General features: G+C 35.2%; 29 protein-coding genes. 10 read left to right on the top strand and 19 right to left on the bottom strand.

The annotated features are described in order from the left end of the window. Nucleotides 1-342 precede the first annotated feature (342 nt). The 6 genes from ACZIX2_RS13565 (at nt 343) to hflX (ending at nt 7,330) form a co-directional block, all read left to right on the top strand. Entirely contained in the window at nt 343-3,180 is a 2,838-nt protein-coding gene (locus ACZIX2_RS13565) for a TonB-dependent receptor plug domain-containing protein (RefSeq protein WP_463340636.1), read from the top strand. Nucleotides 3,181-3,205: 25 nt separating this feature from the next. Further along, nucleotides 3,206-4,561, top strand: a complete 1,356-nt coding sequence (locus tag ACZIX2_RS13560) for a DUF5689 domain-containing protein (RefSeq protein ID WP_463340635.1) — start codon at nt 3,206-3,208, stop codon at nt 4,559-4,561. Nucleotides 4,562-4,663: 102 nt separating this feature from the next. Then, the gene (locus ACZIX2_RS13555; RefSeq protein WP_463340634.1) at nt 4,664-4,792 is read left to right on the top strand and encodes a hypothetical protein; all 129 of its coding nucleotides are present in this window, start codon (nt 4,664-4,666) and stop codon (nt 4,790-4,792) included. A gap of 32 nt (nt 4,793-4,824) precedes the next feature. Next, the gene (locus tag ACZIX2_RS13550) at nt 4,825-5,067 is read left to right on the top strand and encodes a DUF5053 domain-containing protein (protein WP_438061875.1); all 243 of its coding nucleotides are present in this window, start codon (nt 4,825-4,827) and stop codon (nt 5,065-5,067) included. A gap of 96 nt (nt 5,068-5,163) precedes the next feature. Continuing rightward, on the top strand, nt 5,164-6,072 hold the full coding sequence (locus tag ACZIX2_RS13545; RefSeq protein WP_463340633.1) for a hypothetical protein: 909 nt from the start codon (nt 5,164-5,166) through the stop codon (nt 6,070-6,072). A 25-nt stretch (nt 6,073-6,097) separates the two neighbouring features. Continuing rightward, the gene (hflX, locus tag ACZIX2_RS13540) at nt 6,098-7,330 is read left to right on the top strand and encodes a GTPase HflX (RefSeq protein WP_463340632.1); all 1,233 of its coding nucleotides are present in this window, start codon (nt 6,098-6,100) and stop codon (nt 7,328-7,330) included. Nucleotides 7,331-7,410: 80 nt separating this feature from the next. Here the strand turns inward: hflX and ACZIX2_RS13535 are convergent, their stop codons facing one another. From ACZIX2_RS13535 to ACZIX2_RS13500, 8 genes are all read right to left on the bottom strand, one after another. Continuing rightward, nucleotides 7,411-7,956: a dihydrofolate reductase family protein gene (locus ACZIX2_RS13535; RefSeq protein WP_463340631.1), complete on the bottom strand. Its 546-nt coding sequence runs from the start codon at nt 7,954-7,956 to the stop codon at nt 7,411-7,413. Between the two features lie 23 nt (nt 7,957-7,979). Next, the gene (locus ACZIX2_RS13530) at nt 7,980-8,909 is read right to left on the bottom strand and encodes a DUF3078 domain-containing protein (RefSeq protein ID WP_463340630.1); all 930 of its coding nucleotides are present in this window, start codon (nt 8,907-8,909) and stop codon (nt 7,980-7,982) included. A 166-nt stretch (nt 8,910-9,075) separates the two neighbouring features. Beyond that, a complete protein-coding gene (locus tag ACZIX2_RS13525) occupies nt 9,076-9,585 on the bottom strand; it encodes a DUF2480 family protein (protein ID WP_463340629.1) in 510 nt (169 codons plus the stop codon). 81 nt (nt 9,586-9,666) lie between these two features. Further along, nucleotides 9,667-9,990: an SUF system Fe-S cluster assembly protein gene (locus tag ACZIX2_RS13520; RefSeq protein WP_463340628.1), complete on the bottom strand. Its 324-nt coding sequence runs from the start codon at nt 9,988-9,990 to the stop codon at nt 9,667-9,669. A gap of 121 nt (nt 9,991-10,111) precedes the next feature. Next, the gene (locus tag ACZIX2_RS13515; RefSeq protein WP_463340627.1) at nt 10,112-10,525 is read right to left on the bottom strand and encodes a GxxExxY protein; all 414 of its coding nucleotides are present in this window, start codon (nt 10,523-10,525) and stop codon (nt 10,112-10,114) included. A 34-nt stretch (nt 10,526-10,559) separates the two neighbouring features. After that, nucleotides 10,560-10,979 (bottom strand): SufE family protein, encoded by a 420-nt coding sequence (locus ACZIX2_RS13510; protein ID WP_463340626.1) that lies wholly within the window; start codon nt 10,977-10,979, stop codon nt 10,560-10,562. 2 nt (nt 10,980-10,981) lie between these two features. Further along, nucleotides 10,982-11,407: a hypothetical protein gene (locus ACZIX2_RS13505; RefSeq protein WP_463340625.1), complete on the bottom strand. Its 426-nt coding sequence runs from the start codon at nt 11,405-11,407 to the stop codon at nt 10,982-10,984. A gap of 12 nt (nt 11,408-11,419) precedes the next feature. Further along, entirely contained in the window at nt 11,420-12,634 is a 1,215-nt protein-coding gene (locus ACZIX2_RS13500) for an aminotransferase class V-fold PLP-dependent enzyme (protein ID WP_463340624.1), read from the bottom strand. 188 nt (nt 12,635-12,822) lie between these two features. On the opposite strand from ACZIX2_RS13500, the gene ACZIX2_RS13495 reads away from it, so the two are divergent. Then, nucleotides 12,823-14,169, top strand: a complete 1,347-nt coding sequence (locus ACZIX2_RS13495; RefSeq protein ID WP_463340623.1) for a serine hydrolase domain-containing protein — start codon at nt 12,823-12,825, stop codon at nt 14,167-14,169. Between the two features lie 80 nt (nt 14,170-14,249). On the opposite strand, the gene ACZIX2_RS13490 is transcribed toward ACZIX2_RS13495, so the two are convergent. The 11 genes from ACZIX2_RS13490 to ACZIX2_RS13440 form a co-directional block, all read right to left on the bottom strand. Next, a complete protein-coding gene (locus tag ACZIX2_RS13490) occupies nt 14,250-14,849 on the bottom strand; it encodes a Uma2 family endonuclease (RefSeq protein ID WP_463340622.1) in 600 nt (199 codons plus the stop codon). Between the two features lie 57 nt (nt 14,850-14,906). After that, nucleotides 14,907-15,506 carry a Uma2 family endonuclease gene (locus tag ACZIX2_RS13485; RefSeq protein ID WP_463340621.1) on the bottom strand — a complete coding sequence of 200 codons (600 nt, stop codon included), beginning with the start codon at nt 15,504-15,506 and terminating at the stop codon, nt 14,907-14,909. Nucleotides 15,507-15,632: 126 nt separating this feature from the next. Next, nucleotides 15,633-16,946 carry a Fe-S cluster assembly protein SufD gene (gene sufD, locus ACZIX2_RS13480; RefSeq protein WP_463340620.1) on the bottom strand — a complete coding sequence of 438 codons (1,314 nt, stop codon included), beginning with the start codon at nt 16,944-16,946 and terminating at the stop codon, nt 15,633-15,635. A 77-nt stretch (nt 16,947-17,023) separates the two neighbouring features. Next, nucleotides 17,024-17,776 (bottom strand): Fe-S cluster assembly ATPase SufC, encoded by a 753-nt coding sequence (sufC, locus tag ACZIX2_RS13475; RefSeq protein ID WP_315141340.1) that lies wholly within the window; start codon nt 17,774-17,776, stop codon nt 17,024-17,026. Nucleotides 17,777-17,800: 24 nt separating this feature from the next. Beyond that, entirely contained in the window at nt 17,801-18,091 is a 291-nt protein-coding gene (locus ACZIX2_RS13470) for a hypothetical protein (RefSeq protein WP_463340619.1), read from the bottom strand. Further along, complete coding sequence (locus ACZIX2_RS13465) at nt 18,073-18,516, bottom strand: hypothetical protein (protein ID WP_463340618.1); 444 nt, start codon at nt 18,514-18,516, stop codon at nt 18,073-18,075. The genes ACZIX2_RS13470 and ACZIX2_RS13465 overlap by 19 nt, the downstream gene beginning before the upstream one ends. Before the next feature lie 50 nt (nt 18,517-18,566). Continuing rightward, complete coding sequence (locus ACZIX2_RS13460; protein ID WP_463340617.1) at nt 18,567-18,800, bottom strand: DUF2683 family protein; 234 nt, start codon at nt 18,798-18,800, stop codon at nt 18,567-18,569. Nucleotides 18,801-18,843: 43 nt separating this feature from the next. Next, a complete protein-coding gene (sufB, locus tag ACZIX2_RS13455; protein WP_463340616.1) occupies nt 18,844-20,292 on the bottom strand; it encodes a Fe-S cluster assembly protein SufB in 1,449 nt (482 codons plus the stop codon). 79 nt (nt 20,293-20,371) lie between these two features. Next, nucleotides 20,372-20,701 (bottom strand): HesB/IscA family protein, encoded by a 330-nt coding sequence (locus tag ACZIX2_RS13450; protein WP_463340615.1) that lies wholly within the window; start codon nt 20,699-20,701, stop codon nt 20,372-20,374. A gap of 358 nt (nt 20,702-21,059) precedes the next feature. Beyond that, entirely contained in the window at nt 21,060-21,491 is a 432-nt protein-coding gene (rpiB, locus tag ACZIX2_RS13445) for a ribose 5-phosphate isomerase B (protein WP_463340614.1), read from the bottom strand. 735 nt (nt 21,492-22,226) lie between these two features. Next, a complete protein-coding gene (locus ACZIX2_RS13440; protein WP_463340613.1) occupies nt 22,227-22,460 on the bottom strand; it encodes a DUF2007 domain-containing protein in 234 nt (77 codons plus the stop codon). A gap of 118 nt (nt 22,461-22,578) precedes the next feature. On the opposite strand from ACZIX2_RS13440, the gene rnr reads away from it, so the two are divergent. Genes rnr through ACZIX2_RS13425 form a run of 3 tightly spaced genes read left to right on the top strand, consistent with a single transcriptional unit; the run spans nt 22,579 to nt 26,132 of the window. Beyond that, nucleotides 22,579-24,762, top strand: coding sequence for a ribonuclease R (rnr, locus tag ACZIX2_RS13435; protein ID WP_463340612.1), 2,184 nt, complete (start codon nt 22,579-22,581; stop codon nt 24,760-24,762). A 10-nt stretch (nt 24,763-24,772) separates the two neighbouring features. Next, nucleotides 24,773-25,438, top strand: coding sequence for a head GIN domain-containing protein (locus tag ACZIX2_RS13430; protein ID WP_463340611.1), 666 nt, complete (start codon nt 24,773-24,775; stop codon nt 25,436-25,438). A 19-nt stretch (nt 25,439-25,457) separates the two neighbouring features. Continuing rightward, nucleotides 25,458-26,132, top strand: coding sequence for a LysE family translocator (locus ACZIX2_RS13425; protein ID WP_463340610.1), 675 nt, complete (start codon nt 25,458-25,460; stop codon nt 26,130-26,132). Nucleotides 26,133-26,406: the final 274 nt, after the last annotated feature.

The following is a 26,406-nucleotide window of genomic DNA, read 5'->3' as shown; positions in this document are numbered from 1 at the left end:
GCTCCCATCAGGGCTAATGATAAATACTCGTTTTCATAAGCCCTTTATTGCAGTTGCTGAAAAAAGATGTCGGTGTAAATTCACAAAAAAGTTAATTTTTGTTGAAAAAGTTAATAGTTTTTATACTACATTTGTTTTGTTATTATAACTGAATATCAATTCATTATAATACTTACGGTTCAAATACCACATCAAACCGTTATCGCATTTGAGATTCAAACTCAAATTTCCAAAAACGTTGACTTTGTTAATGGGCGTTACTAACGTTCGCTTTTTGTTTTACAAGAAAAGGTCAATACCAACACCTTTTCTTGTAAAGCATCATTTTTAATTCAATGGTTTATGCTTAAAAAAATTGTTTGTGTTATTCTTTTGTGTGTTGTTGCTAAAACTTATAGTCAAAATTCATCCGGATTTACCCTAAAAGTATTGGATGCACAAAACAAAAAAAACTTATCCTCTGTAGTGGTAAGTATTCAAAATACATCCTTTTTACAACTAACTTCCTCCTCTGGAACGGTATTATTTGATCAATTACCCCCCAATACTTACTATATTTTAATTCACAGTCAAGGCTATCTTGACCAATTACTGTCCGTAACCGTAGTGGCCAATTCCATATCCGATTTAGGTGCAATCCTGTTGGCTTCAGACTTGTCTAGTGAACAACAAAGTGCCACCATTGCCCTTTCTGAAGATCAACTGCAAGATGACTTTAACGGAGCAGAAAGTACCACTGCTTTACTACAAGCTTCACGCGAGGTATTTCAACAAACTGCCGCTTTTCAATGGGGACAAACCCGTTTTAGGATTCGAGGATTAGATGCCGAAAATGCAACTTTTCTTATAAATGGTATGACATTGAACAAATTATACGATGGTCGTCCACAATGGGGCGATTGGGGCGGCATCAACGATGTGTTGCGCAACCAAGAGATTGTCATTGGCACTGCCGCTTTCGACTACAGTTTTGGCGGACTTTTAGGCGCACAGCAAATCAATACTAGGGCTTCTGCTTATCGTTCGGGTTCCCGACTCTCTTTTGCCGGAACCAATACTACCTACAACTGGCGAATGATGGCCACTTATGCCTCTGGATTAAACAAAAAGGGTTGGGCATTTGTTGTTTCGACTGGCAAACGAATCGGGGAAAATCCGTATTTTGACGGCACGAATTTTGACGGAAACTCAGCTTTCATCAGTGTCGAAAAACAATTCAATGCAAAACATGCGCTCAACTTAACAGGCATCTATACCCCCAACTCAAGAGCCAAAACCGCTCCCAATACCGCCGAAGTGTTTCATCTAATGGGAGTACGATATAATTCCTATTGGGGATTTCAAAACGGAAAGAAACGAAACGCCAGAATCAAAACCGTAAATGAACCCATTGTCCAACTCAACCATTATTTCAAAATCAACGACAAAACTCAGCTACAATCGGGTATACTCTACCAATGGGGCAGCATCAGCAATAGCAATATCGATTTTCAAAAAGCCAACAATCCCGACCCGACCTATTATCGGAAAATGCCGAGTTACTATCTTTCGCTTTATGAAAAAGACCAAGGTGAATTTTCTGGTCCCTTCATTCCCGATGAAGAGAATGCCGAAAAAAGTCGCCTTGCCTTCTTAGAAAATCCACAAATCAATTGGTCGGCCCTTTACCAAGCCAATCAACAACCCATCCTTAATTCGAATGGAACCATCATCGGATACGAACCATCCCAAAGCCAATATATTGTCTATGAAGACCGAGCTGATGAAACGGTCCTAGCCGCGAATACGCTTTTTAACTCTCAAATTTCAGAAGCTGTTGCCTTAACAGCAGGTGCCAATTTCAAAACTTCAAAAACAGAGCACTATCAAAAAGTAGTTGACCTATTGGGCGGTAGTTATTTTGAAGATATCGATACATTTTACAACGGCACCCAAGCCCAATCCGATTTGAATCATCCCAACCGACAAGTAGTGGAGGGCGATAAATTCGGTTATAACTATTTCATAAGAGCACAAGTAATTCAAGCCTTTACCCAGTTTCAATTCCGATTTCGAAAAGTGCATTTATACCTTGGACAGGAATTTTCAATGACCAACTATCAGCGCGAAGGATTGTATAAAAACGGACTATACGAGAATAATTCTTTGGGTAAAAGCAACACAATCAACTTCGAGAATTTTGGTTTTAAAGCCGGTATGACCTATTCTTTTTCTGGAAAACAGGCCCTTTTAATTCATGCTGCCCACCTGAGTAAAGCGCCTACCATTCAAAACAGTTTTCCCAACGCTCGATTGAACAACAGTATTGTAAATGGCCTCACTAACGAAAACCATAGCAGTGCCGAAATTACCTATCAATACCGAACACCTTGGTTAAAAACGCGTATCACCACCTACTATTCCTACTTAAAAAACACCACCGAGAATTCTTTTTTCTACGCCGAAGGTATTTTCGACGACGGAGCGGGTTACACCAATACCGATGCTTTTGTGGGACAAACCCTTACCCAACTCGACAAGCAAAATTATGGCGCCGAATTGAGTATTGAATATCCCATAAGCAGTACCTTAAAGACGACCTTGGCAGCCGCTTACGGACGCTATACCTTTGCCAGCAACCCCAACGTTACCGTGACAAATGATGCCCAAGCCTCCGTAGACAACACCAATCCTATATTTGATTTTGGAAAGGCTATCCTTAAAAATTACTTTCAAAGTGGTATGCCGCAACAGGCCTATAGTATGGGATTAGAATATCGCGACCCGCACTATTGGTGGTTGGGGACCAATGTAAATTACATTACCGAATCTTATATCTCCGTTTCGCCCATTGCTAGAACGGCTATTTTTTTTAGAAATCCAGCCAATGGTTTTCCTTTTCCTGAAGCCACCGAAGCACGTGCCAAGGAATTACTACGTCAAGAAAAATTAGCCCCTGTCCTTCTGCTCAATCTCACAGGTGGAAAAACGTGGAGAATCAAAGGGAAAACTCTTGGATTGTTTATGAGTGTTACCAATCTTTTGGATACCCATTACCAAACCGGAGGGTATGAACAAGCTCGAAATGCTAATTTTAGACAGCGTAATCAAGACGTATCTAGTGGTAATCCCAATTTTGGCAACAAATATTTCCAAGGCTATGGCCGCAATTATTTTGTCTCTCTTTATCTGAATTTGTAATCCAACTTATTATAATCATAGCAACATGAAACGATTTATTTTTACTCTATCCTTCCTCTTTGTCTTTTCCTACTTCTTGACGAATTGTGCTCAAGAAGATTTTGACATTCCAAAATTAGAATGCACCCAACCCGATTTGAAAGTCAACCAAACCGTGGCTCAGTTGAAAGCTAGTGCCAATGCTATTGTGGCGCAATACCCTTTTGAAGATATAATTGAAGCCTATGTGGTTTCGAGTGACGAAGACGGAAATTTTTTCAAAACCATTAGTTTTCAAACGTTGGTCACTCCTACTTCGCCAGCTATTGGTTTTAGTGTGCCTATCGATGCTACTAATTTGTACATCGATTTTCGATTGGGAAACAAAGTCTATCTTAAACTCAAAAATCAATATACCGACATCAATTTTGGTGGACTCAGAATTGGATCCATATATGTCAATTCCTATAACGAAGGGGGCGTGGGCAGACTTTCACAAAACGATTATAAAAAAGTGCTATTCCCCTCCTGCACCATTATCGAAGAATCGCAATTGACCAAAGCCCTAACCATTCCCGAATTATTGAATGACACCCACTTGAACACTTTGGTCGAGTTGCAAAACGTACAATTTACATCAGATGCTGTTGGACGAAAATACTATGAAGAAAGCGAAGATGTAGGTGGCGGCACCAATTGGAATTTGATGGATCAATTGGGAAATCAAGTTATTTTTAGAACCTCTAGTTTTGCCGATTTCGCCACCAAAACGGTCCCAAAAGGCAGCGGAAAAGTCAAAGGCATTTTGACCAAATTTGGCGCCGACTACCAACTCATCGCTCGTTCCGAAAAAGATGTGAACTTGACAGGCGCTAGTATCACACCTTTCTTCAAAGAAGATTTTGAAAAAGTAGTCGATAAAACCAATCTAAGTTTACCCGGCTGGGCGAATATAGCTCAAAAAGGCACACCCGTGTGGAAAGGTACCGTTTATAATGGCAATGGATACGCCGAGTTTGCGATTTCGGGTACCAAAGTAGCTTCGAATGTAGCTTGGCTAATTTCACCCAAGATCGACTTAGATGTCCACACCAATGAAATCTTGACCTTCCGCTCGGCCCAACATCATCTCGATGTCGATTCGCCTCTGAATAGCTTAGACGTTTTTATTTCCACCAATTTTGATGGCGTAAACATAGCTTCCGCCACTTGGACTCCCTTACAAGCCACAGTGCCCAAACAGGCTACTACTTGGTACCAATTCATCGGCTCGGGCGCCATAGATTTAAGTGCATTCAAAGGCAAAGTCAACATTGCTTTTCGCTACACTGGCTCAGGAAAAAATGCCGCACTAGACGGTGCTTTTATGATAGACGATGTGCAAATTTTTGGGGATAAGTAAAGAATAATAAAATCACCCAATAGCAAACTTAGGAGAATATAAATAATTTTGTTTACTGCGAATATTCGCAGTACATTTACAAAGTAAAATCAAACCAATAAAATGGAATCAACCGACCAAGAAAAGGAATTGATTGAGCAAATTAGAAATTATAAAAATGCCAAACATAATCCTTCTAAAACGTTAAGAGTTTTAATAGTAGAGTTGTTTTACAATTTATTAGACGGCTAATTTGAAAATTAAGTTTCATAAAATATAACCGTATGAAAGTAGCAGACAAAAAAACAGCAAGACAGCAATTAGATGATATAATTTTGGATATATCTTGGGCAGATATTGCTAAAACCTATTTTGGTAAATCGAGTTCTTGGATGTACAACAAACTCAATGGTAGAGATGGTAACGGCGGTCACGGCGAATTTACCGATGAAGAAAAAGAAATGTTACGAAATGCTTTGTTTGATATTTCGGCACGAATCAGAAAGGCTGCTGAAAGTCTAGAATAGATCTCCATTTTACCCACAAAGAAATGATTTTCTAATTCGCTTTTACTAAATATCATTTTCGTATTTTGGTCGTCCCAAATCAATACTTAACCAAAAATGAAAACCTATTTTGCTGCCTTCTTTTTGATGGCATTTTCGTGTGGCGTAAAAAGTCAAACGCTGGACCAATCCTTACAATTGAAACATATTGCCGTAATCAAAACCAATTTTAGAAACCTTAAAAGCGGAGAAGCGATTCACAAAAATTATACTTTTGAAAACGGAAAACTTAGCACTATCAAGACCTCTGATGTGACCCAAAGTTTTTTTTATAACAAAAAAGGAATACTCGATCATACCGTAAAAGATCGTGTAGGGAGCAATTGGAAAGAAGTAAACAACTACACTTATGATGCCCAAGATCGTTTAATCCTATTCACAAAAAAATATGAAGAAAATGGTAAGATTGTAACAAAAACGGTTACCTACACTTACGAAGGAGCGCGAATCAAACAGGTAACCAAAAAAAGCACCACTCAACAACTTTTCGTGGAGGAAGTTGACTATGTGGTAGAGAATGGTTTAGTAGTTCGACGTTCGGTGCGAGACAGAAACCAACAAATCATTCACAAAACCGAATTTTTTTATGACAAAAGCAATCCTACCAAACAAACGGGACTTGTAGGCGATAAAACAATCCATTATTTTGGATATGACACCAAAACTTCGGCTCATAGGTTGATGGTAAAAGCCATTTTTGGACCCCATTATCAAGTGATTGTTCCTTTAGTTTCTTTTCAAGATGAAGAGTTCAAATGGAATGATAGCAGTCCAAACAATGAAATAAAATACAATACTTCTACTTCGCCTGTCATCAAAGCGGGCGTATTTAAATACAACACCACAAATTACCCAATATCGTATTCCTTAATCGAGGACAATGGAATGATTAAAACGGTAAAAACTTTTGTCTATGAACCTGCTACGGTTTTTGAAGCTTCTGGGTCGGAAGTACAAAGCAAATGATTAAATTTGTGCCTTATTTGAAGACATGTTAGAAAAAGAAAAAATAAATTTCGAAAAAACCGCCATTGTTGGGATTGTAACTCAAAATCAAAGTGAAGAGAAATTGAGAGAATATCTTGATGAGCTAGAGTTTTTGACCTTTACCGCTGGTGGACAGGTGGTAAAACGTTTTTGGCAAAAAATGGACAAACCCAATCCCAAAACGTTTTTGGGTACGGGTAAAATAGACGAAATTCATCATTATGTAAAAGAAAATGACATTTCGACCTTGATTTTTGACGACGAGTTAACGCCTTCGCAACAAAAGAATATCTCCAAAATTATCGATTGCAAAATCCTTGACCGAACCAACTTGATCTTGGATATTTTTGCGCAACGTGCCGAAACTTCTTATGCTAGAACGCAAGTTGAATTGGCGCAATGCATCTATTTGTTGCCTCGTCTTTCGGGACTTTGGACGCACTTAGAACGACAAAAAGGAGGAATCGGGATGCGTGGGCCTGGGGAAACCGAAATCGAAACCGACCGTCGTATTGTGCGCGATCGTATTGCCTTATTGAGAGATAAAATCAAAACTATAGACAAACAAATGGGCATTCAACGCAGCAATCGCGGCGCTATGGTTCGTGTAGCACTAGTAGGATATACCAATGTGGGTAAATCCACCTTGATGAATGCCGTGGGTAAAAGCGATGTTTTTGTAGAAAATAAATTGTTTGCCACCCTAGACACTACTGTTCGAAAAGTGGTCATCAAAAACTTGCCTTTCTTGCTTTCAGACACTGTAGGATTCATCCGAAAACTCCCTACGCAACTGGTCGATTCGTTCAAAAGTACGCTAGACGAAGTACGCGAAGCTGACTTGTTGCTGCATGTAGTAGACCTTTCTCACCCTGATTTTGAAGATCACATCGAATCTGTAAATCAAACCTTGCTAGACATAAAGGCCAATGACAAACCTACAATTATGGTTTTCAACAAAATTGATGCCTACCGTCATCTTACCATTGACGAAGACGATTTGATGACCGAGAAAACGCCACGTCACTTCACTTTAGATGAATGGAAACAAACATGGATGCATCGCTTAGGATCTGAAAATGCCTTGTTTATTTCGGCCACTCAAAAAGAAAACTTCGAGGAATTTAGAGAACGAGTGTACGAAGCCGTGCGACAAATTCACATCACGCGCTTCCCTTACAACAAATTCTTGTATCCCGATTATAAGGATGCCATTGAGAAAGAAGAAAAAGAATAATCGTAAAAAAGCCCTTTTGAAAACCATCAAAAGGGCTTTTTTTGTTACTAACGTCATCCAAATATATTCCAAATGCTTTTTTAATTCAAGTCTACATATTTATCATAAATCAAGGTTACAATACCCGAAGGATACGGTACAGTTGCTGAAAGAGACCATAAGGTTTCCATAGGTTGATTAGGAAATAAAGAAATCCCATCTCCAATAATTGTTGGAGCAATCGTCAATTGCATTTGATCAATCAATTGGTGGTTTAAGAAAAAAGTAATCAACTCCCCTCCTCCTATTAGCCATATATCTTTATCGCATTCTAATTTTTTTTGGTTAACAAACTCAACGATGTCATTCGTGAGCAAAAAAGTATCAGTGGTGCTTACTGAAAAGTCCTGCTGCTGTGAAATTACATATGATTCGATTCCTTGATAAGGCCATTCCACTCCAAAACCAAGTATTTCTTCATAGGTGCGTCTTCCCATAAATGTAACTCCTATGCTGTCATAAAATGCTTGATATCCATAATCCGATTGATCAGGATTTGGAACGTTAAAAAGCCAATCTAAACTCCCATCATTTCGGGCAATTTTACCATCAATTGTGGTGGCGATATACAAAATTACTTTACTCATCTAATGGAATTAGTTATCAAAAATTAAAATCCATAATTCACTCCCAAGCCAAAAACTTGTCGGGTTTGAAAACCTCTAAAAGCGTTATCATCATAAATGGCTTGAAAATTCAAATTGGCCGATAAGAATCGATTAATTTTCATGACAATTGCCAAGGAATAATCAATATCTACATTTTGTGGGTCCTCTAAATAATTGGTATAAAGATTCAGGGTGTTTTCGGCCGAAACATTGGTCATGATATTAAACTTATAGTAGCCCGAAGCATAAAAACCCAATTCGTAACGCATGCTTTTGTTGGCATCCACTCCAAAATAGGACCCATCTACATAACCCGGTAGCGAGGTATAAAAATCGTCTACAAAAGTCAATTTAGAAGTTAAGGGCGCAAAATTCAAACGCAAATGGTCTCCTTTTTTCCAGAACAAACCCGGACCAAAAGTAAGATATCCAGGCGATAAAAAATTAGTGTTTTCGGTTCGAATCTCAGCTCCATTGGCATCTTTACCATACAGATACCCTCTTGTAAATTGAGTTCTAAAATTCAAAAATAATGAATAATACCAATTCCCAAAAGCGTGTTGTCCTAGGGTAGAATTGAATTCTAAACGGTCGTCGGTTTTTTTCTCAAAATCGGCATTTTTGGTTTGCAATATACCATAAGAAGCAATGATTTTGTTGTCCCAAGTCAATTTGTTTTTTTTGTAGTTGAAATCATAGTTGATACCCAGATTTCCTGATAAATTGTTTTCACCACCGGCTATCCAATTGTTAAAGTTGGATTGGCTGAAAAGAAAAGCAATATTTCCTTTTTTGCGCCAGCCGTTAGGTAACGTATCATTGATATTCTTTACAGCTGCTTCGGTGTTTTTGATGAGTTCTTTTTCGGTGTTTTGCGCTTTGGATATAGCAACACACCCAAGTATTGCTAGGGTCACTATAACTGCTTTCATTATTAAGGTTTTATTGGTTTACTCAAATGTAGCAAAAAAACCATTAATACTCTGAAATTTAAACGATTATAAATAAAAAAACCCTTAAAACTCTTGACTTATTGTAAGCGAATCAATGAGTTTTAAGGGCAATATTTAATAAATTCCTATAAATTGAATTTAACAACTACGTCTTGGACCTCTTGTATAATGGCACTGCAGAACAGGCCTCACCATACATAATGCTTTTGGCCAAAGGTTGTAATTTTTGGATAGCCATAAGATAGGCGCTTTCTGGTACTGGCTTTTTAGAACAACCTTTAATTATTAACGGCTGGTCTTGGTATTCAGAATAATCGAGTTGGTTGAGAATGTCTTGATACAAAGCTCCATTTAAATCATCGATAGTACCCAACACCACTTTTTTGGCAAAAGGGATGAGATATGTGGTCACTAAGATAAGTGCCCAAGCCGGAATAATGGCATCAGTACTACAATGCACGGCGACATAATGGTCTTGGTATTGCGACCAATTCTGATTTTTTAAGGCTTCACGAAAGTCTTTTTCTTTTAATAAAAACCCATCCAACAGCCATTGCGAAACATCGATTTGTGTTCGAATTCCGCTAGGATAATAATCTTCTAAATCGAAGACTTTAAGCGCACTATTGGCTACTTTATTAACTATTTCGTCCATGTTTTTAATTTAGTAATCAGTGGTCAGTTCTTAGTGTTCAGTAAAATTGGGTACTAAAGACTGACAACTGAGCACTTTTTATTAAAGCATTCCCAATTCTAATTTAGCTTCTTCGCTCATTAAATCCTTGCTCCAAGGTGGGTCGAAAGTGATTTCTACATCGGCATCTTTTACGTGCTCAATCGATTTGATTTTCTCTTCTACTTCTCTTGGCAAACTCTCGGCCACGGGGCAATTTGGCGAAGTTAAAGTCATCAAGATTTTTACTTCGTAATCGGTATTGACCATCACGTCATAAATCAATCCCAATTCATAAATGTCTACTGGAATCTCCGGATCGTAAATCGTTTTTAATTTCTTTACGATAGCTTCTCCTAATGCTTCGGTGTTTATTTCTTCTGTCATTTTTTTTAATTTATTAAAACATATGAGTCATATGAGTTTTTTTGTTTTCTAAAGTCTGGATATAAATTCATGTAAGCAATAAACTTATAAAATATATTTTCTAATCAAATTTGATTTATCGTTAATCATCAAGTCCTCTATAAAATTCATTTACCATAGTTTTTTGTCCCTCATAGTATATATTCTTAACGCCAAAATTAATTAACAAACCCATTGGAGCCTTCAATAAATTCATATAGGTAAGTAGTTGAGCATCAAAAATTGGATTGATTTCAGCAACAGATTTTAATTCAACAACCAACGAATTCTCAATAAACAAATCACATCTAAGTTTTGATTCCAATTCAAAACCTTTATATGTTAAAGGAATTTGAAGTTCAGAAGAATAATTTATTTTGCGCAATTCTAATTCCTTTTTAATACATTGATGATAAATGTTTTCTAGTAGACCTGGTCCTAAACTTTTATGAACTTCTATCGTTGCTCCATTTACCTGATACACCAATTCTTTTAAAAAAGTTCTTGTTATTTTCATCTTTGAAAAAAACTTTAATGGCTTATATGTTTAATTATTTTTTTGCGTCAAACGCCAATGCATACATTTTGATGTTTTTAATCATCGAAACTAAGCCATTGGCTCTTGTTGGTGATAAATGTTCTTTGAGTCCAATTTCATCAATAAAATCCATCTCAGCATTCAAGATATCAGCAGGTGTCTGATTCGAGAAAGCGCGTATTAAAATGGCGATAATACCTTTGGTCAAAATGGCATCACTATCGGCAGTAAATACAATTTTACCCTCCTTTTGTTCGCCTTTCAACCATACTTTGGACTGGCACCCTTTGATTAAATTATCATCGGTTTTGGCCGCTTCGTCAATCAAAGGTAAATTTTTTCCCAACTCAATAATGTATTCGTAACGCTGCATCCAGTCGTCGAACATTGAAAATTCCTCTACAATTTCGTCTTGTATTTCTTTGATACTCATGCTTATTTTTCGGTATATGAAACTAATAAAGTTACTATTTTTGCTATAGCTGCTGGTGGAAATCCATGATCAAAAGTTTTGGATTCATAGTTTTGACCGTTGGCTATTACTTTTAAATGGGCCATTGCTGCTCCATCATAAAATCGCTTTTCTGTGGGCGCATATAAGGAGGGAATGGCTTCTAATTCTAATTGGTCATACGTTTTCCTTAATGTTTTCCATTCGGAAGAACTCAGTAAAACTTCTACCGGTTTTGCCGTTCTATCTTGGGTTATCCAAACGTGTTGTTTTTCGACCATTATTTTTTGATACAATCCACGGCTGTTGGCTGTATACTCAATGGAAATAGAATTCCAATCGGTATTTTTTTGACTAGAACAGCTTGATACAACCATAAAAACAAAAAATAATTGACTAAAAAATTTCATCGTTTACGAATTTTATGACAACATCATTTTGGCTTTTTTAACGGCCTCCACTAAGCTATCTATTTCTTCTTTGGTGTTGTAAAACGAAAAAGAAGCTCGAATCGTTCCCGGAATTTCAAAGAAATTCATAATCGGCTGGGCACAATGGTGTCCGGTTCGAACGGCTATTCCTAATTTATCAATAATGGTTCCAATATCATACGGATGAATTCCATCAATATTAAATGAAATTACCGAAGTCTTGTTTTCTGAAGTCCCATAAATTCGTAAGCCTTCTATTTCAGATAAGCGTTGAGTTCCGTATTCTAAAAGGGCCAACTCTTGCGCTTGAATGTTTTCGAAACCTATTTCATTCATGTAATCTACCGCGGTTCCAAGGACAATTCCTCCAGCAATATTAGGTGTTCCTGCTTCGAATTTATGTGGTAAATCGGCATATGTGGTTTTTTCAAAAGTCACCTCTTTGATCATTTCGCCTCCACCTTGATAGGGTGGCAATTTATTCAACCAAACTTCTTTTCCATACAAAATTCCAGTTCCTGTTGGCCCACACATTTTATGTCCCGAAAAAGCATAAAAATCACAATCCAACGCTTGTACATCGGGTTTCAAATGAGGTACCGCTTGGGCGCCATCAATAAACACTGCAGAACCAAATTCGTGCGCTTTGTCAATGATATATTTTATGGGATTAATCGTTCCCAACGCATTAGAGATATGATTTACGGTAACAATTTTGGTTTTTTCGGATAGTAATTCATCAAATGCAGACAAAATTAATTCTCCTTTTTCATTCATTGGAATGACTTTTAGCGTAGCGTCTGTACGCTCGCAAAGCATTTGCCAAGGCACGATATTGCTATGATGCTCCAAAGCAGACACCAATACCTCATCGCCTGATTTTAATAAAGAGGCAAACCCATTCGCAACCAAATTCACGCCATGAGTCGTCCCTGAAGTAAACAATACTTCGTGTGCGTGTTTGGCATTGATATGGTGTTGAATTTTCCCTCTAGCCACTTCGTAAGCATCTGTCGCTAATTGGCTCAAGGTATGTACGCCACGATGAATGTTGGCATTGATTTCTTGGTAATACTTTGCAATCGCATCAATCACCACTTGTGGCTTTTGAGAGGTTGCTCCGTTATCGAAATACACCAAAGGTTTTCCATTTACTTTTTGTGAAAGTATCGGAAAATCGGCTCTTATTTTTTGAAGGTCTAACATGACTTAATTTAGAATTTTTCTAAATACAAAAGTAGTGAAACTGTAGCTAATTATTAGCAAACAGTTGTTAATAAAACGTAATACCAAAATAGGATTCGTTTATAACGAAAACCGTCCGTAATTCAAGAAATGAAAAAAAGACCCCTTGTTTACTACTTTTTACTAAATTGGCTAAAAATTAATTCGTTATGAATAAAATTGTAAAAAGTATTGGCATCTTACTTTTGCTTACCTTAGTTTTTTTGGGATTTACCACCTACCCTAAACTCGATTTGATTTCTGGGTTTTCGGCCAAAAGTATGGCCTCGGGGCATTTTATTGATCACCGAAGTCAGGAAATTATAGAAAATGGTGACAATGATATTGACAAAGTTGATCTGGCTACCAATACTATTCATGAAGCTGAGAAATTTGCCACGGCTTCAGTTTATGGTCTAAAAGAAAGAAAGGCGATTTATCGAGAAGGTTTAGGTGCCACTTTAATCAATGATGATTTCGATGTTTCAAAACCTTATCTAACCCCAAAACGGAACTTAAAACCCATCAACTTGCCTTTTCCTTATGGAAATGAGGAACCCAAAGACACGGTTTTTGCCAATGTTGATTATACAAAATTGAAAAAAGTTGTTGCCAACGCTTTTGATGAAAATGGGGAAAAAAACAAAAGAAGTCGCGCCGTATTGGTCATCTACAAAGATCATATTATTGCCGAAAAATACGATACTGGTTTTACTAAAAACAGCAAAATTTTGGGTTGGTCCATGACAAAAAGTTTGACCAGTGCCTTTTTTGGGGTTTTGGAACAACAAGGAAAATTTGATATTTATAAACCGGCTCCATTTCCGGAATGGCAAAACGACAGCAGAAAAAAAATTACCACCAACGATTTGTTGCACATGAACTCGGGTTTGGAATGGGAAGAGGCTTATGACAAAATTTGTGATGCTACCATTATGTTGTTTCAAGACGAAGACATGACACGAACACAATTGGTAAAGCCAGCAAAATACAAACCCAATACACACTGGAATTATTCCTCAGGGACAACCAATTTACTTTCGGGTATACTACGCAAGCAATTCAAAACCCATCAAGAATATCTCGATTTTTGGTATAGTGCATTTATCGATAAAATGGGAATGCATTCCATGATAGTAGAAACCGACATGGCTGGAAATTTTGTAGGTTCTTCTTATGGATGGGCCACCGCAAGAGATTGGGCCAAATTTGGGTTGTTATACTTACACAAAGGCAACTGGAATGGAGAACAAATCCTAAGCGAAAAATGGGTAAAATACAGCCATACACCTACCGCTACTTCAAAGGATCAATATGGTGCGCAATTTTGGCTTAACAAAGGAGGAAAATTCAAGGATGTCCCCAAAGACATGTATTATTGTAGCGGGTATCAAGGCCAAATGATTGCTATTTTTCCTTCACATGATTTGGTAGTTGTTCGCATGGGATTAAGCGACGAAGGAAAATATAATGTAAATGAATTGCTAAAAGGAGTGATTGGAAGTTTTAAAAAGTAACACCTACCTTATTTAACCACAAACCCGACAATTTTATAAAGTTGTCGGGTTTGTTTTTTTAACAGATTACTCTATTTTAATCAATCCACAAAAATATCGGCCACATTAAAACTCAATTCTGGAAAAAGTGGACTGTGTACTAATCCTTCTTCGGCTATGGGTTTAAGGCCAATATAAGTACCTTTTTGTAAAGTATAAATTAAAATTGATTTTTGATACGGTTCTACAATCCAATATTCTTTAACACCGTTTTCTTCATATAAATCGAACTTAATATCCATTTCTTTTTTGGAATTGCCTGGCGAAAGAATTTCAATAATCAAATCAGGCGCCCCAAGACACCCTCTATCGTCTAATTTTTCCTTATCGCAAATCACACAAATGTCAGGTTGGAATACCGTTGTAATTTCTTTGTCAGAAGTACTTTTTTTGTAATTGATTAATCGCACATCAAAGGGCGCAACGTAAACGCTACAAGGTGTTTTCTTAAAAAAATTTCCAAAAATTAAGGATAACTGAAATGAAACTTCCTGATGCTTTCTACTAGGTGCTGGACTCATTTTGAAAACTCTACCTTTCAAAATTTCTAATCTTTCCTTAAAATTCCAAGTAAGGTAATCCGCATAAGTATACGATTTGGAAAGATCTAAACTGTTGATGTCTGTAATAATTGTTTCCATAAGAATGCCTATTAATACCTCAAATATACTAATTTTGAGAGTGGATAAAATTACAAATCAATCCACAAAAATATCCGCCACATTAAAACTCAATTCTGGAAATAGTGGACTGTGTACCAATCCTTCTTCGGCTATGGGTTTAAGTCCAATATAAGTACCTTTTTGTAAAGTATAAATCAAAATTGATTTTTGATACGGTTCTACAATCCAATATTCTTTAACACCGTTTTCTTCATATAAATCGAATTTAATATCCATTTCTTTTTTGGAATTGCCTGGCGAAAGAATTTCAATAATCAAATCAGGCGCCCCAAGACATCCTCTATCGTCTAATTTTTCCTTATCGCAAATCACACAAATGTCAGGTTGAAAAACGGTAGTAATTTCTTTGTCGGAAGTACTTTTTTTATAATTTTTTAATCGCACATCAAAGGGAGCAACATAAACATTACATGGCTTTTTTTTGAAATAATTATAAAAAATACCCGTAAGCTCAACCGATATTTCTTGATGTTTTCTGCTGGGTGCAGGGCTCATTTTGAAAACTTTACCTTTCAAAATTTCTAATCTTTCCTTAAAATTCCAAGTAAGGTAGTCCGCATAAGTATACGATTTGGAAAGATCTAAACTATTGATGTCTGTAATAATTGTTTCCATAAGAATGCAAATTAATACCTCAAATATACTAATTTTTGATAGTGGAAGTTACCAAAAAAGGGCACAAAGTTAAATTAAAAACTTTGTACCCTTTGTGTAAACCTTAGTGAACTTTGTGTTTATAAACTACAAATCGAACCCTAATTTCACGCCTAATTTATCGGCAATAATAGCGGTAATTCGTTTTTTAAGTTCAGGAATTTTGATGTTTTCGATGACAGCATTTGAGAAAGCGTACATCAATAATGCTTTGGCTTCTTTCTTAGGAATTCCACGTTGTTGCATATAAAACAAAGCCGTTTCGTCTAATTGCCCCACCGTACAACCATGAGAACATTTTACATCATCGGCAAAAATTTCTAACTGTGGTTTGGCATTAATCGTAGCTTTGTCGCTCAACAAGATATTATTGCTTTGTTGAAAAGCATTGGTTTTTTGTGCTTCTTTTTCAACAAACACTTTCCCATTGAAAACTCCTGTCGCACGATCATTGAAAATTCCTTTATAATCTTGAAAACTTTCGCAATTAGGCTGTGCATGGTGCACTAAAGTGTAATGATCTACGTGCTGCTTCCCTCCTATTATGGTAATTCCATTCAAAGTACTAGTAAGACGTTCGCCAAGATGATAAAAATTCAAATTGTTTCGAGTCAAATTACCGCCAAAAGAAAAAGTTTGTACTGAGACATGACTTTCTTGTTTTTGAGAAACGTAAGTATTATCAATTAGATTCGCTTCGGCAGCATCATTTTGAATTTTATAATAATCTACAATGGCACGTTTTTGAGCAAAAATTTCGGTAACCGAATTGGTCAATACCGCATTATCATTCAAACATTGGTGTCTTTCGATGATTTGCACATGCGAATTCTCGCCTACAATGATCAAATTTCTTGGTTGTACCAAAAGTGCTTTTTCGGAACCTGTAGAAAAATACATGATCTCGATAGGTTTATCAGCTACTTTACTTTTTGGAATGTTGATATAAGCACCTTCATTAGCAAATGCCGTATTTAAAGAAGTCAATGACTCGTCTTTACTTGCAATTTGATTGAAATAGGTATCAATAACCATTTTATACTTTGGTTTGTTCAGTGCCGATGACATCAAACAAACATCAATTCCATCGTGAGTGGTTGAGGATAAATTCGAGCTAAAAACTCCGTCTATAAAAACCACTTTATAGCTATCTATTTCGTGCAAAAAGTATTTTTTAACTTCTTTGTACTCAATGGTATTTTCGGTATTTGGAAAAACACTGAAATCATTTTTTAAAATGCTATTCAATGAAGTATATTTCCAAGCTTCCTCTTTTTTGGTTGGAAAACCTTTATTTTCAAAGTTCTTTATCGCTGCTGTACGAATATCATGAAGAGCAGTTTTCACATCAATCTTTTCTTCAAAAGCCATAAAGGACGATAGTAATTTTTCTCTTAACATAGTTTTACTGTTTATGGTTTATGGTTTTAGGTTTATTGTTTCTCAAGGCAACAACAAACGATAAACTACAAACATTTTTACGCTTCTTGTTCTTGTTTGATCCAATCGTATCCTTTTTCTTCTAGCTCATAGGCCAATTCTTTGGTACCCGATTTTACAATTTTACCATTGTATAAAACGTGTACAAAATCAGGAACGATATAATCCAATAAACGTTGGTAGTGCGTAATCACAACAATTGCGTTTTTGTCGCTTTTTAGCTTGTTTACGCCATTCGCTACAATTCGAAGAGCATCGATATCCAAACCAGAATCTGTTTCGTCTAGGATGGCCAATTTTGGCTCTAACATTGCCATTTGAAAAATCTCGTTACGTTTTTTCTCACCACCTGAGAAACCTTCGTTTAAAGAACGAGATAAAAACTTACGGTCAATTTCTAACAATTCTGATTTTTCGCGAATTACCTTCAACATTTCGTTGGCTGGCATTTCTTCTTTTCCATTGGCTTTACGCGTTTCATTGATAGCCGTACGCATAAAATTGGTTACTGAAACTCCTGGAATCTCCACTGGATACTGAAAAGAAAGAAATACTCCTTTGTGCGCTCTTTCTTCAGGACCTAATTCTGCAATATCTTCGTTGTCTAGGATAATTTCACCCTCGGTTACTTCGTAGTTTTCGTTTCCAGCAATAATGGCCGAAAGTGTACTTTTTCCAGCACCGTTAGGTCCCATAATGGCATGCACTTCGCCGGCTTTTACCTCAAGGTTTATTCCTTTTAATATTTCTTTGTCGCCTATTGAGGCGTGAAGGTTTTTTATTGATAACATTTTTAGAATATGTTTTTTTTTTAATTATTTGCTGTTAGTAACTTCTGAATAACAGTGTGGTTGTTCATTTGAATCCAAAATTGAAATGGCAAATATTTCTTTTCTAGTATTCACATCTGTGGTTTCCCATAAAATATCATTTAGTATATCTAGTGCGTTGGAACAGGAATTCATTTGATCTATCCAATTTGCCTTCACTTCCAATATATGATCTGTTTCGTTATCAATGATACAATAATTTTCTATAGGATATTTCCTTTCTTTGCAAACCTCAAAAAACTTCGAAAGTTTACTTTCTAATTGCTGTCTATCCATGATAATAATCCTTTAGGGTCTTTTAATAAATTTATAGCGTCTTGCACATCTTTTTTACTTTTAGGCTGAATGTCATACCTTGATTTTTCAGACCATGCGTCTATTAATAAAGAAGTTGTTTTAAATAAAACCTGATTATCACTTTTTGCTAAATCAAATTTGTTTTTTAAACCAGAGTAAACTAATAAAGTATTCAAATCATGAGAAAAAAAAGGATTTCTTCCCTCAAAATATTTCTTCAAAGAACATTTAGTGTCAAATAAGTCATCGATATCCAAAACTTGACATATTTTGTGTTTTAAATAAAGTTCTATTGTATAACCTAATAAATAAAATGCTCCGTTTACCTTTTCATTATCTAGTAATATTTGTGCTTCTTCTAATCTAATTTTTCCTAGATCTTTGATATCTTTAGCAGAGTTCATATTAAACTAAATATTGATAATGTTTATAATTGTGTTTTTCCTTGAAAATTCTATTTGCATAATTCTTCCGATTCCTCCAAAGTCATTTTTATACCTTTCCCTTGTTTTAGTTCTTCTTTAGCTTCCAATATTTCTTTTACAAATTCTGGATTATAAGGCTTTTGCTTCGCCAGTTCGCTTTTGCTCGGGTCAACTTCTTGAACGATTTCAAAACCCAATGATTTTGCCAACGATTTCAAGACGGGAAAATCTCTTTTCTTAACGTTTTTTAAAATGAGTTCCATAACAATCTGACTTAAATACTATTGCTGTAAATTTATAAAAAAATTATCCCACAGAACCTTCTAACGAAATTTCTAATAATTTTTGGGCTTCCACAGCAAACTCCATCGGTAATTTGTTCAAAACATCTTTGCTAAAACCGTTTACGATAAGCGCAATGGCTTTTTCGGTTGGAATACCTCTTTGGTTACAATAAAACACTTGATCTTCTCCAATTTTACTGGTAGTTGCCTCGTGTTCTATTTTTGCTGTTGGATTTTTACTTTCGATGTATGGAAAAGTATGAGCACCGCAATTATTACCCATTAATAAAGAATCGCATTGCGAAAAATTACGAGCATTTTCGGCTCTTGGGCTAATTTGTACTAAACCTCTATAGCTGTTTTGCGATTTTCCTGCCGAAATTCCTTTAGAAATGATAGTCGATTTGGTATTTTTTCCCAAATGAATCATCTTGGTTCCTGTATCGGCTTGTTGGAAATTATTCGTTACTGCAATAGAATAAAACTCTCCTATTGAATTATCTCCTTTTAACACGCAAGAAGGATATTTCCAAGTTACAGCAGATCCTGTTTCTACTTGTGTCCAAGAAATTTTTGCATTGGTTTCGCACAATCCTCTTTTGGTTACAAAATTGTATACCCCACCTTTACCTTCTTTGTTACCAGGGAACCAGTTTTGTACGGTTGAATATTTAATTTCGGCATTATCCAAAGCAATCAATTCTACCACAGCTGCGTGCAATTGATTCTCATCACGACTTGGAGCCGTACAACCTTCTAAATAGGAAACATAACTTCCTTCATCGGCAATTACTAAAGTACGTTCAAATTGTCCAGTTCCAGCTTGGTTGATTCGGAAGTACGTAGATAATTCCATCGGACAATGTACGCCTTTTGGAATATAACAAAAAGAACCGTCTGAAAAGACCGCCGAATTTAAAGCGGCATAAAAATTATCTTTTTGAGGGACAACAGTACCTAAGTATTTACGAACTAATTCTGGATGCTCTTTGATGGCTTCGGAAATGGAACAAAAGATAATTCCTTTCTCAGCTAAAGTATTCTTGAAAGTTGTGGCCACCGATACGGAATCTACTACAATATCCATGGCAATGTTGTTCATTTTCTTTTGCTCATCGATAGAAATCCCTAACTTTTTATACATTTCCAACAATTCTGGATCTACATCGTCCAAAGTCTTGTTAGGATCTACAGTTTTGGGTGCAGAATAATAGGAAATGGCTTGAAAATCTGGCTTTTCATAATGAACATTGGCCCATTCGGGTTCGATCATATCTTGCCAAGCACGAAAAGCTTCGATACGCCAGTCGGTCATCCATTCTGGTTCCTCTTTCTTTTTGGAAATGGCGCGTACAATTTCTTCATTTAAACCAACAGGAAACGTTTCAGAATCTAAATTGGTATAAAATCCGTATTCGTATTCTTTGGTTTCTAATTCGATTTTTAAATCGTCTTCAGTATATTTACTCATTGTTTTGTTTTAAAATTTTGTATGTTCTAAAGTCAATTCATGGTATTTAATTGTAAACTTTACAACATTGGGTAGTTGACTATAAGGAGAAACTTTCTCCGCAGCCACAAGTTCTTTGTGCATTTGGATTGTTGAAAACAAAGCCTTTTCCATTTAAACCACCAGAATATTCTAAAATTGTTCCAGCTAAATAAAGGAATGATTTTTTTTCAACTGCAATGGTTATCTCATTATCCACAAAAATTTTATCCTCTTCTCCTTTTTCCTTGTCAAATTTTAAATCATAAGACAAGCCCGAGCAACCACCACTCTTTACGCCTACTCTAACGTAATCGCGGGCAGCATCGAAACCATCTTCTTGCATCAAATCGATGATTTTCTTTTTGGCAGTATCAGATACTTGTATCATTTTGAATATTTTTTTATTGGTTTTTTGTTAATGAAACAATTGATAATTTTGTTATCTTGATTTTGTCTAAATTAACTGCAAAGGTATTACATTAAATAGGTTTTGCCAGTCATCTTAACATTTTAATGTTTGATACTACAATAAAAAAAATTGATACCATTATATTCATAAAAAATAGTAACTAAAACTTTGAGTTTTTTCTTTCAAAATTGGAGTAAAAACAAATTGTATAGCAAAGCTTAATCTAGAAAAAACAGAGCCGTTACTTGGTTCTTATTTCATATGAAAAAACCGCTTAGTTGAATATAATCTAAGCGGTTAATAGGATTAATATGGTGCGAAGCACCTCGAAAAAAAATTACTGACAAGCAATTTTATTCACTCTATTTTGATGTCTACCACCTTCAAATTCGGTTGTTAAAAAAGTAGCTACAATTTCAACAGCTTGTTGAATAGAAGTAAAGCGGGCAGGTATACTTAACACATTGGCATCATTGTGCAAACGAGTCAAATAAGCAATTTCCTTTGTCCAACAAAGCCCAGCTCTTACTTCAGCATGTTTGTTTACCGTCATGGCAATACCGTTTCCACTACCACAAATTACAATTCCATAATCGGCTTTACCTTGTGCTACATCCAAAGCTACTGGATGACCAAAATCTGGATAATCTACTGAATCTTCAGTATCTGTTCCATAATTAGTAACTTGATGTCCGTTTGATTCTAAATAGTGTACGATTGCTTTTTTGTAATCTGGTCCCGCGTGATCGTTTCCGATAGAAATTTTCATTTGTATTGTTATTAAGTTGTGCGGTTACAAAATTAACCAAAGTATTCGAGTTTTACTCAAAAAATATACTTTTACAACAAAGCATTCTTTAACCTATTTATTAGATTAATATAGGTTAAAAAACTTCATCTACTTAAAATGTTCATTGATAAGACTTTGGTGATAAGTGCTAAATATGAAGTTTTTATAATTTACTAAAAACCAAAACATTGTCTTCAATAATTTTGTTAATTAACTAGCATGTTGATAGTGTTTTGTAAATATCTGATTTTCAGTTAACTTTAAATTAACATTAAATGTTAATAAGTTTAGAAAGAAAATTAGAACTTTTTTTAGCTTGAATAGGGAAAATTTATAATCAAAAATTGGGTTCAAATATGCAAGTAAAGTTTCGATGATTTTTAGAAAACTTATCAAAAGAGAAAATAGGTTTATCAACAAAATTTTCAATTGAAGTTATCTACAATTCAATTTAAAATTCAGATGTCAACAGTTGTTAATTATTTCTTATAATTCCTTTAAAATTAAACTTTTACTTTTTTACAACTATGTTAATAACTTCAAATAAATTAGCATAACTTCAAAAAAAAGGATTTTATAAAAAAATTATTCCCCTTATTAACACACCATAATAACCATCAAAAAATTAATTTAATTTAAATTTTTCTTTTTTTTATTTTAATGTATGTTGATAACCTTGAAGCTTTCAAAAAAATAAAAATAGAGTAGGAGTAGTTACACTATTCTAAGATGGGGAGAAAGATGATCTAAGATGGCTTGTACTCTTTCGAAATCGTTGGGATGAACTTTGAGTTGAATACCGCCAAGGGCATGGGTATAAAAAGGAGCTACGGAAAGGGTGACTTCATTTTCGAAGAAAAAAGGAATTTTCTCGAGTTCTAAAATATGCTTTAGCACGACTATTTCGTGAGGATAATTGAAAATCGCTATTGTTTTAAAAGACTGCATATCAATATTTTACATAAAGATACAATTTTTTATCAAAGTTATTTTTTATTTAATTCTCGAATACTTTTAGGTTTAACCGTTAACTATTTTGTAATTTTAGACTTTATTAGAACACGCTATGCGAAAAAGACTCAGAAAGCCAATCAAAAAAGAGAAAGATTTTAGTGGTAAAATTTTAAAAGTATTGGCTCAATCTCCCAATAAAGGATTCAATTACAAACAAATTGCAGCCAAACTCGAAGTAGATGATACTCAAAGTAGAAATCAAATCATTAAGGATTTAAAACTTTTGGCTGCTGCCAAAAAAATTATAGAAACCGAACCAGGAAAATATCTTGTAAAAGCTATAAGCCAAGATTATTACGAAGGAACCATTGATATGACAGGTCGTAAAACGGCTTATTTTATTTGTCCTGATTTTGAAGAAGATATTTTTATTCCAACCAATAATCTGAATAGAGCTTTAGACAAAGACAAAGTAAAAGTCTATGTTTATAATCGAAGAAAAGGAAAACGTCCTGAAGGTGAAGTTATTGAAGTTGTCGAAAGAGCCAAAACTGATTTTGTAGGGGTAATTGACATTCAAAAGAATTTTGCTTTTGTTTCGACCGCCAACCCAAAAATGTACACTGATATTTTTATTCCAAAGGATAAAATAGGGGAGGCAGAACACGGAGATGTTGTTCTGGTTCATATCGAAGATTGGCCTAAACGCGCTGATAGTCCTTTTGGAAAAGTAATCAAAGTTTTAGGAAAACCTGGAGAACATGATACCGAGATTCACGCCATTTTGGCCGAGTACGGTTTGCCAGCAGAATTTCCTATCGAAGTTGAAACTTTTGCCCAAAAAATTGATACTAGTATTCAAGAAAGTGAAATAGCCAAACGTCGCGATATGCGAGATACGCTCACTTTTACCATCGACCCAAAAGACGCCAAAGATTTTGATGATGCCTTGTCTTTCAAAAAATTAGACAATGGAAATTTCGAAATTGGGGTTCATATTGCCGATGTTTCGTATTATTTAGAAGAAGGAACCATACTTGATGACGAAGCGTATCAACGTGCCACTTCGGTGTATTTGGTAGATAGGGTAGTACCTATGTTACCAGAGGTTTTATCCAATTTTGCTTGTTCTTTACGACCTCAGGAAGAGAAATATACGTTTTCGGCTATTTTTGAATTGGATGCCAAAGCCAAAGTTATTAACCAATGGTTTGGAAGAACGGTTATTTTTTCTGATCAACGATTTGCGTATGAAGAGGCACAATACATCATTGAAACCAAAGATAATACTATTCCAATAGCAACTTCAATCACAGGAAGTAGCTATGTTGTGGCCGATGAAATTGTTGAAGCTACACTTAAATTGGATGAGTTAGCCAAAATTTTAAGAAGAAATAGAATGAATGAAGGCGCTATTTCTTTTGATAAAGTCGAAGTAAAATTCAATTTAGACCAAGAAGGAGAACCTGAAGGCGTGTACTTCAAAATAGCCAAAGATGCCAATCATTTGATTGAAGAATTCATGCTTTTGGCTAACAGAAAAGTAGCGGAATTTATTGGAAAACAAAAGAAAACGTTTATTTACAGAATTCACGATGAGCCCAATGAAGATAAGCTCATTGCCATGCAAAATGTGATTGCAAAATTTGGTTACAAAATTGACTTTAGAAACAAAGGCGATATCTCCAAATCATTGAATGCCTTGATGGAGGAGGTGAGTGGTAAAAAAGAACAGAATCTTATTGATACTTTAGCCATTCGTTCCATGAGTAAAGCCAAATATTCAACAGAGAATATTGGTCATTATGGACTAGCTTTCGATTATTATTCTCATTTTACTTCACCCATTCGTAGGTATCCGGATGTCATGGTGCATCGATTGTTACAATATTACCTCGATGGTGGAAAATCAGTAGATGAAGAAACCTATGAAACTAAATGTTTGCATTCTTCAACTATGGAAGGTTTAGCCACCAATGCAGAACGTGATTCTATCAAATACATGCAGGTGAAATACATGCAAAATCATGAAGATCAAGAGTTTTTGGGTGTAATTTCGGGAGTAACCGAGTGGGGAATTTATGTAGAAATCATCGAGAATAAATGCGAAGGAATGGTAAGAATTCGCGATATAAAAGAAGATTATTATACTTTTGACGAAAAACAATACGCTTTGGTAGGAGCGACTTCGCATGATTTATTGCAATTAGGCGATGAAATTTTTGTCAAAGTAAAAAATGCCGATTTAGTGAAGAAACAATTGGATTTTCATTTTATTAGAAGAAATAATTATTAAAAAGAATTGAATGAAGAAGATTATTATTAGTTTATGCTTGGTTATTAGCAGTATTGTACAAGCACAAGTAAACAAAAGTTTAGGCGATTTTGATAGTGTAAAAGTGTTTGATAAACTAACCGTAAAGTTAGTTCCTTCAGAGGAAAATAAAATTGAAATTACAGGTGCTAGAGCTAATGAATTAGAAGTTATCAACAAAAATGGTGAAATAAAACTTAGAATGCCCTTTCCTCAATTATTAGCCGGCAATGATACACAAGTAGTCTTGTATTTCAAAAAGTTAGAAAGTATCGATGCCAATGAAGGGAGCTATGTTTCTTGCGATTTCCCTTTTGAACAAACTCATTTAAGTGTGTCAACAAAAGAAGGCGCTCAAATCAAATTAGAACTAGCCACTGCCAAGACAACACTTAGAGCCGTTTCTGGAGGTATTTTAACTCTTAATGGAAAAACTACTGCACAAACTATTTCTGTTGCTTCTGGGGGTGTTTTAGAAGCCATGGATTTGATTAGTTCACAAGCTTCCATTCAAGTTGCTGCTGGGGGAAAAGCCGAGATTTATGCTACAGAATTTGTAGATGCAAAAGTTAAGGCAGGTGGTAGTATCTATATTTATGGTAAACCTAAACAAATCAATCAAGAAACTGTTTTGGGAGGTACAATCATTCAAAAATAATTTTGCAAGTCAATACTATATGATTAATGATATTTTAGCGGGTATTCCTTGGGGTATTTTTTTAAGTTTTATGATAGGCCCAGTATTCTTTATATTACTAGAAACTAGTATTAGTAAAGGATTCCGTGCCGCTATGGTATTTGATTTAGGAGTTATACTAGGCGATATTCTCTTTATTTTGTTAGCGTATTTGGGAAGTTATCGATTAATCACAAGTTTAAAAGATGAACCAGCATTATTTATCTTTGGTGGTTTGATCATGTTCGTTTATGGTGTAATCTCCTTTGTTAGATTACAAAAAACCGAAAAATCTCCTGATGAAATCCTTGAAGATGAGATTTTAAAGAAAAATTATGGAAGTTTATTCATGAAAGGTTTTTTTCTCAATGTTATAAACATTGGGGTATTAGGTTTTTGGTTGGCTGTAATTATTTCTGTTGGACCAAAAATGGATATGGAAACTTCTAGAATGATGACTTTTTTTACTTCAGTTATTCTTTCTTATTTGATGATTGATGGTATCAAAATTGTTTTGGCTAAGAAATTAAAATCTAAAATGACGCCTACCAATATTCATAAAATCAAAAAAGGAATTGCCGTTGTTTTAATGATTTTTGGTATTGTTTTAATTACACAGGGTTTTTTTCCTGGTGAAAAAGCAATGGTTAAAAATGCCTTAGAAAAGATAGAGTAGGGGATTATACTTTTTTGAAATTCTATTCAAAGCTTCTGATTTTCAGAAGCTTTTTTTGTGTAATACTATACTTTATTTTATAACACTGAAAACAAAAATGAGCTACAGAAATGTATTTTTTTTCAGAGGCATCGTCCGTACCGAAACATCGGGAGAACCCTTCTTTATTTAATTTTTTCTAAAAATTACCCATAAAAAAAACCTCCAAGTTTCCTTCGCCATTTCACTTTGTTCGTGTCCTTTTAGGCATTAAATTCATCGTTCGGATTCGAAC

It is taken from the genome of Flavobacterium riviphilum, from assembly GCF_055231795.1.
This window is presented reverse-complemented; position numbering and strand designations above follow the sequence as displayed.

Excerpts from the sequence above, each read along its gene's own strand:
- ACZIX2_RS13565 (WP_463340636.1), top strand. The coding sequence starts at position 343 with ATGCTTAAAAAAATTGTTTGTGTTATTCTTTTGTGTGTTGTTGCTAAA.
- ACZIX2_RS13560 (WP_463340635.1), top strand. The coding sequence starts at position 3,206 with ATGAAACGATTTATTTTTACTCTATCCTTCCTCTTTGTCTTTTCCTAC.
- ACZIX2_RS13555 (WP_463340634.1), top strand. The coding sequence starts at position 4,664 with ATGGAATCAACCGACCAAGAAAAGGAATTGATTGAGCAAATTAGAAAT.
- ACZIX2_RS13550 (WP_438061875.1), top strand. The coding sequence starts at position 4,825 with ATGAAAGTAGCAGACAAAAAAACAGCAAGACAGCAATTAGATGATATA.
- ACZIX2_RS13545 (WP_463340633.1), top strand. The coding sequence starts at position 5,164 with ATGAAAACCTATTTTGCTGCCTTCTTTTTGATGGCATTTTCGTGTGGC.
- hflX (WP_463340632.1), top strand. The coding sequence starts at position 6,098 with ATGTTAGAAAAAGAAAAAATAAATTTCGAAAAAACCGCCATTGTTGGG.
- ACZIX2_RS13535 (WP_463340631.1), bottom strand. The coding sequence starts at position 7,956 with ATGAGTAAAGTAATTTTGTATATCGCCACCACAATTGATGGTAAAATT.
- ACZIX2_RS13530 (WP_463340630.1), bottom strand. The coding sequence starts at position 8,909 with ATGAAAGCAGTTATAGTGACCCTAGCAATACTTGGGTGTGTTGCTATA.
- ACZIX2_RS13525 (WP_463340629.1), bottom strand. The coding sequence starts at position 9,585 with ATGGACGAAATAGTTAATAAAGTAGCCAATAGTGCGCTTAAAGTCTTC.
- ACZIX2_RS13520 (WP_463340628.1), bottom strand. The coding sequence starts at position 9,990 with ATGACAGAAGAAATAAACACCGAAGCATTAGGAGAAGCTATCGTAAAG.
- ACZIX2_RS13515 (WP_463340627.1), bottom strand. The coding sequence starts at position 10,525 with ATGAAAATAACAAGAACTTTTTTAAAAGAATTGGTGTATCAGGTAAAT.
- ACZIX2_RS13510 (WP_463340626.1), bottom strand. The coding sequence starts at position 10,979 with ATGAGTATCAAAGAAATACAAGACGAAATTGTAGAGGAATTTTCAATG.
- ACZIX2_RS13505 (WP_463340625.1), bottom strand. The coding sequence starts at position 11,407 with ATGAAATTTTTTAGTCAATTATTTTTTGTTTTTATGGTTGTATCAAGC.
- ACZIX2_RS13500 (WP_463340624.1), bottom strand. The coding sequence starts at position 12,634 with ATGTTAGACCTTCAAAAAATAAGAGCCGATTTTCCGATACTTTCACAA.
- ACZIX2_RS13495 (WP_463340623.1), top strand. The coding sequence starts at position 12,823 with ATGAATAAAATTGTAAAAAGTATTGGCATCTTACTTTTGCTTACCTTA.
- ACZIX2_RS13490 (WP_463340622.1), bottom strand. The coding sequence starts at position 14,849 with ATGGAAACAATTATTACAGACATCAACAGTTTAGATCTTTCCAAATCG.
- ACZIX2_RS13485 (WP_463340621.1), bottom strand. The coding sequence starts at position 15,506 with ATGGAAACAATTATTACAGACATCAATAGTTTAGATCTTTCCAAATCG.
- sufD (WP_463340620.1), bottom strand. The coding sequence starts at position 16,946 with ATGTTAAGAGAAAAATTACTATCGTCCTTTATGGCTTTTGAAGAAAAG.
- sufC (WP_315141340.1), bottom strand. The coding sequence starts at position 17,776 with ATGTTATCAATAAAAAACCTTCACGCCTCAATAGGCGACAAAGAAATA.
- ACZIX2_RS13470 (WP_463340619.1), bottom strand. The coding sequence starts at position 18,091 with ATGGATAGACAGCAATTAGAAAGTAAACTTTCGAAGTTTTTTGAGGTT.
- ACZIX2_RS13465 (WP_463340618.1), bottom strand. The coding sequence starts at position 18,516 with ATGAACTCTGCTAAAGATATCAAAGATCTAGGAAAAATTAGATTAGAA.
- ACZIX2_RS13460 (WP_463340617.1), bottom strand. The coding sequence starts at position 18,800 with ATGGAACTCATTTTAAAAAACGTTAAGAAAAGAGATTTTCCCGTCTTG.
- sufB (WP_463340616.1), bottom strand. The coding sequence starts at position 20,292 with ATGAGTAAATATACTGAAGACGATTTAAAAATCGAATTAGAAACCAAA.
- ACZIX2_RS13450 (WP_463340615.1), bottom strand. The coding sequence starts at position 20,701 with ATGATACAAGTATCTGATACTGCCAAAAAGAAAATCATCGATTTGATG.
- rpiB (WP_463340614.1), bottom strand. The coding sequence starts at position 21,491 with ATGAAAATTTCTATCGGAAACGATCACGCGGGACCAGATTACAAAAAA.
- ACZIX2_RS13440 (WP_463340613.1), bottom strand. The coding sequence starts at position 22,460 with ATGCAGTCTTTTAAAACAATAGCGATTTTCAATTATCCTCACGAAATA.
- rnr (WP_463340612.1), top strand. The coding sequence starts at position 22,579 with ATGCGAAAAAGACTCAGAAAGCCAATCAAAAAAGAGAAAGATTTTAGT.
- ACZIX2_RS13430 (WP_463340611.1), top strand. The coding sequence starts at position 24,773 with ATGAAGAAGATTATTATTAGTTTATGCTTGGTTATTAGCAGTATTGTA.
- ACZIX2_RS13425 (WP_463340610.1), top strand. The coding sequence starts at position 25,458 with ATGATTAATGATATTTTAGCGGGTATTCCTTGGGGTATTTTTTTAAGT.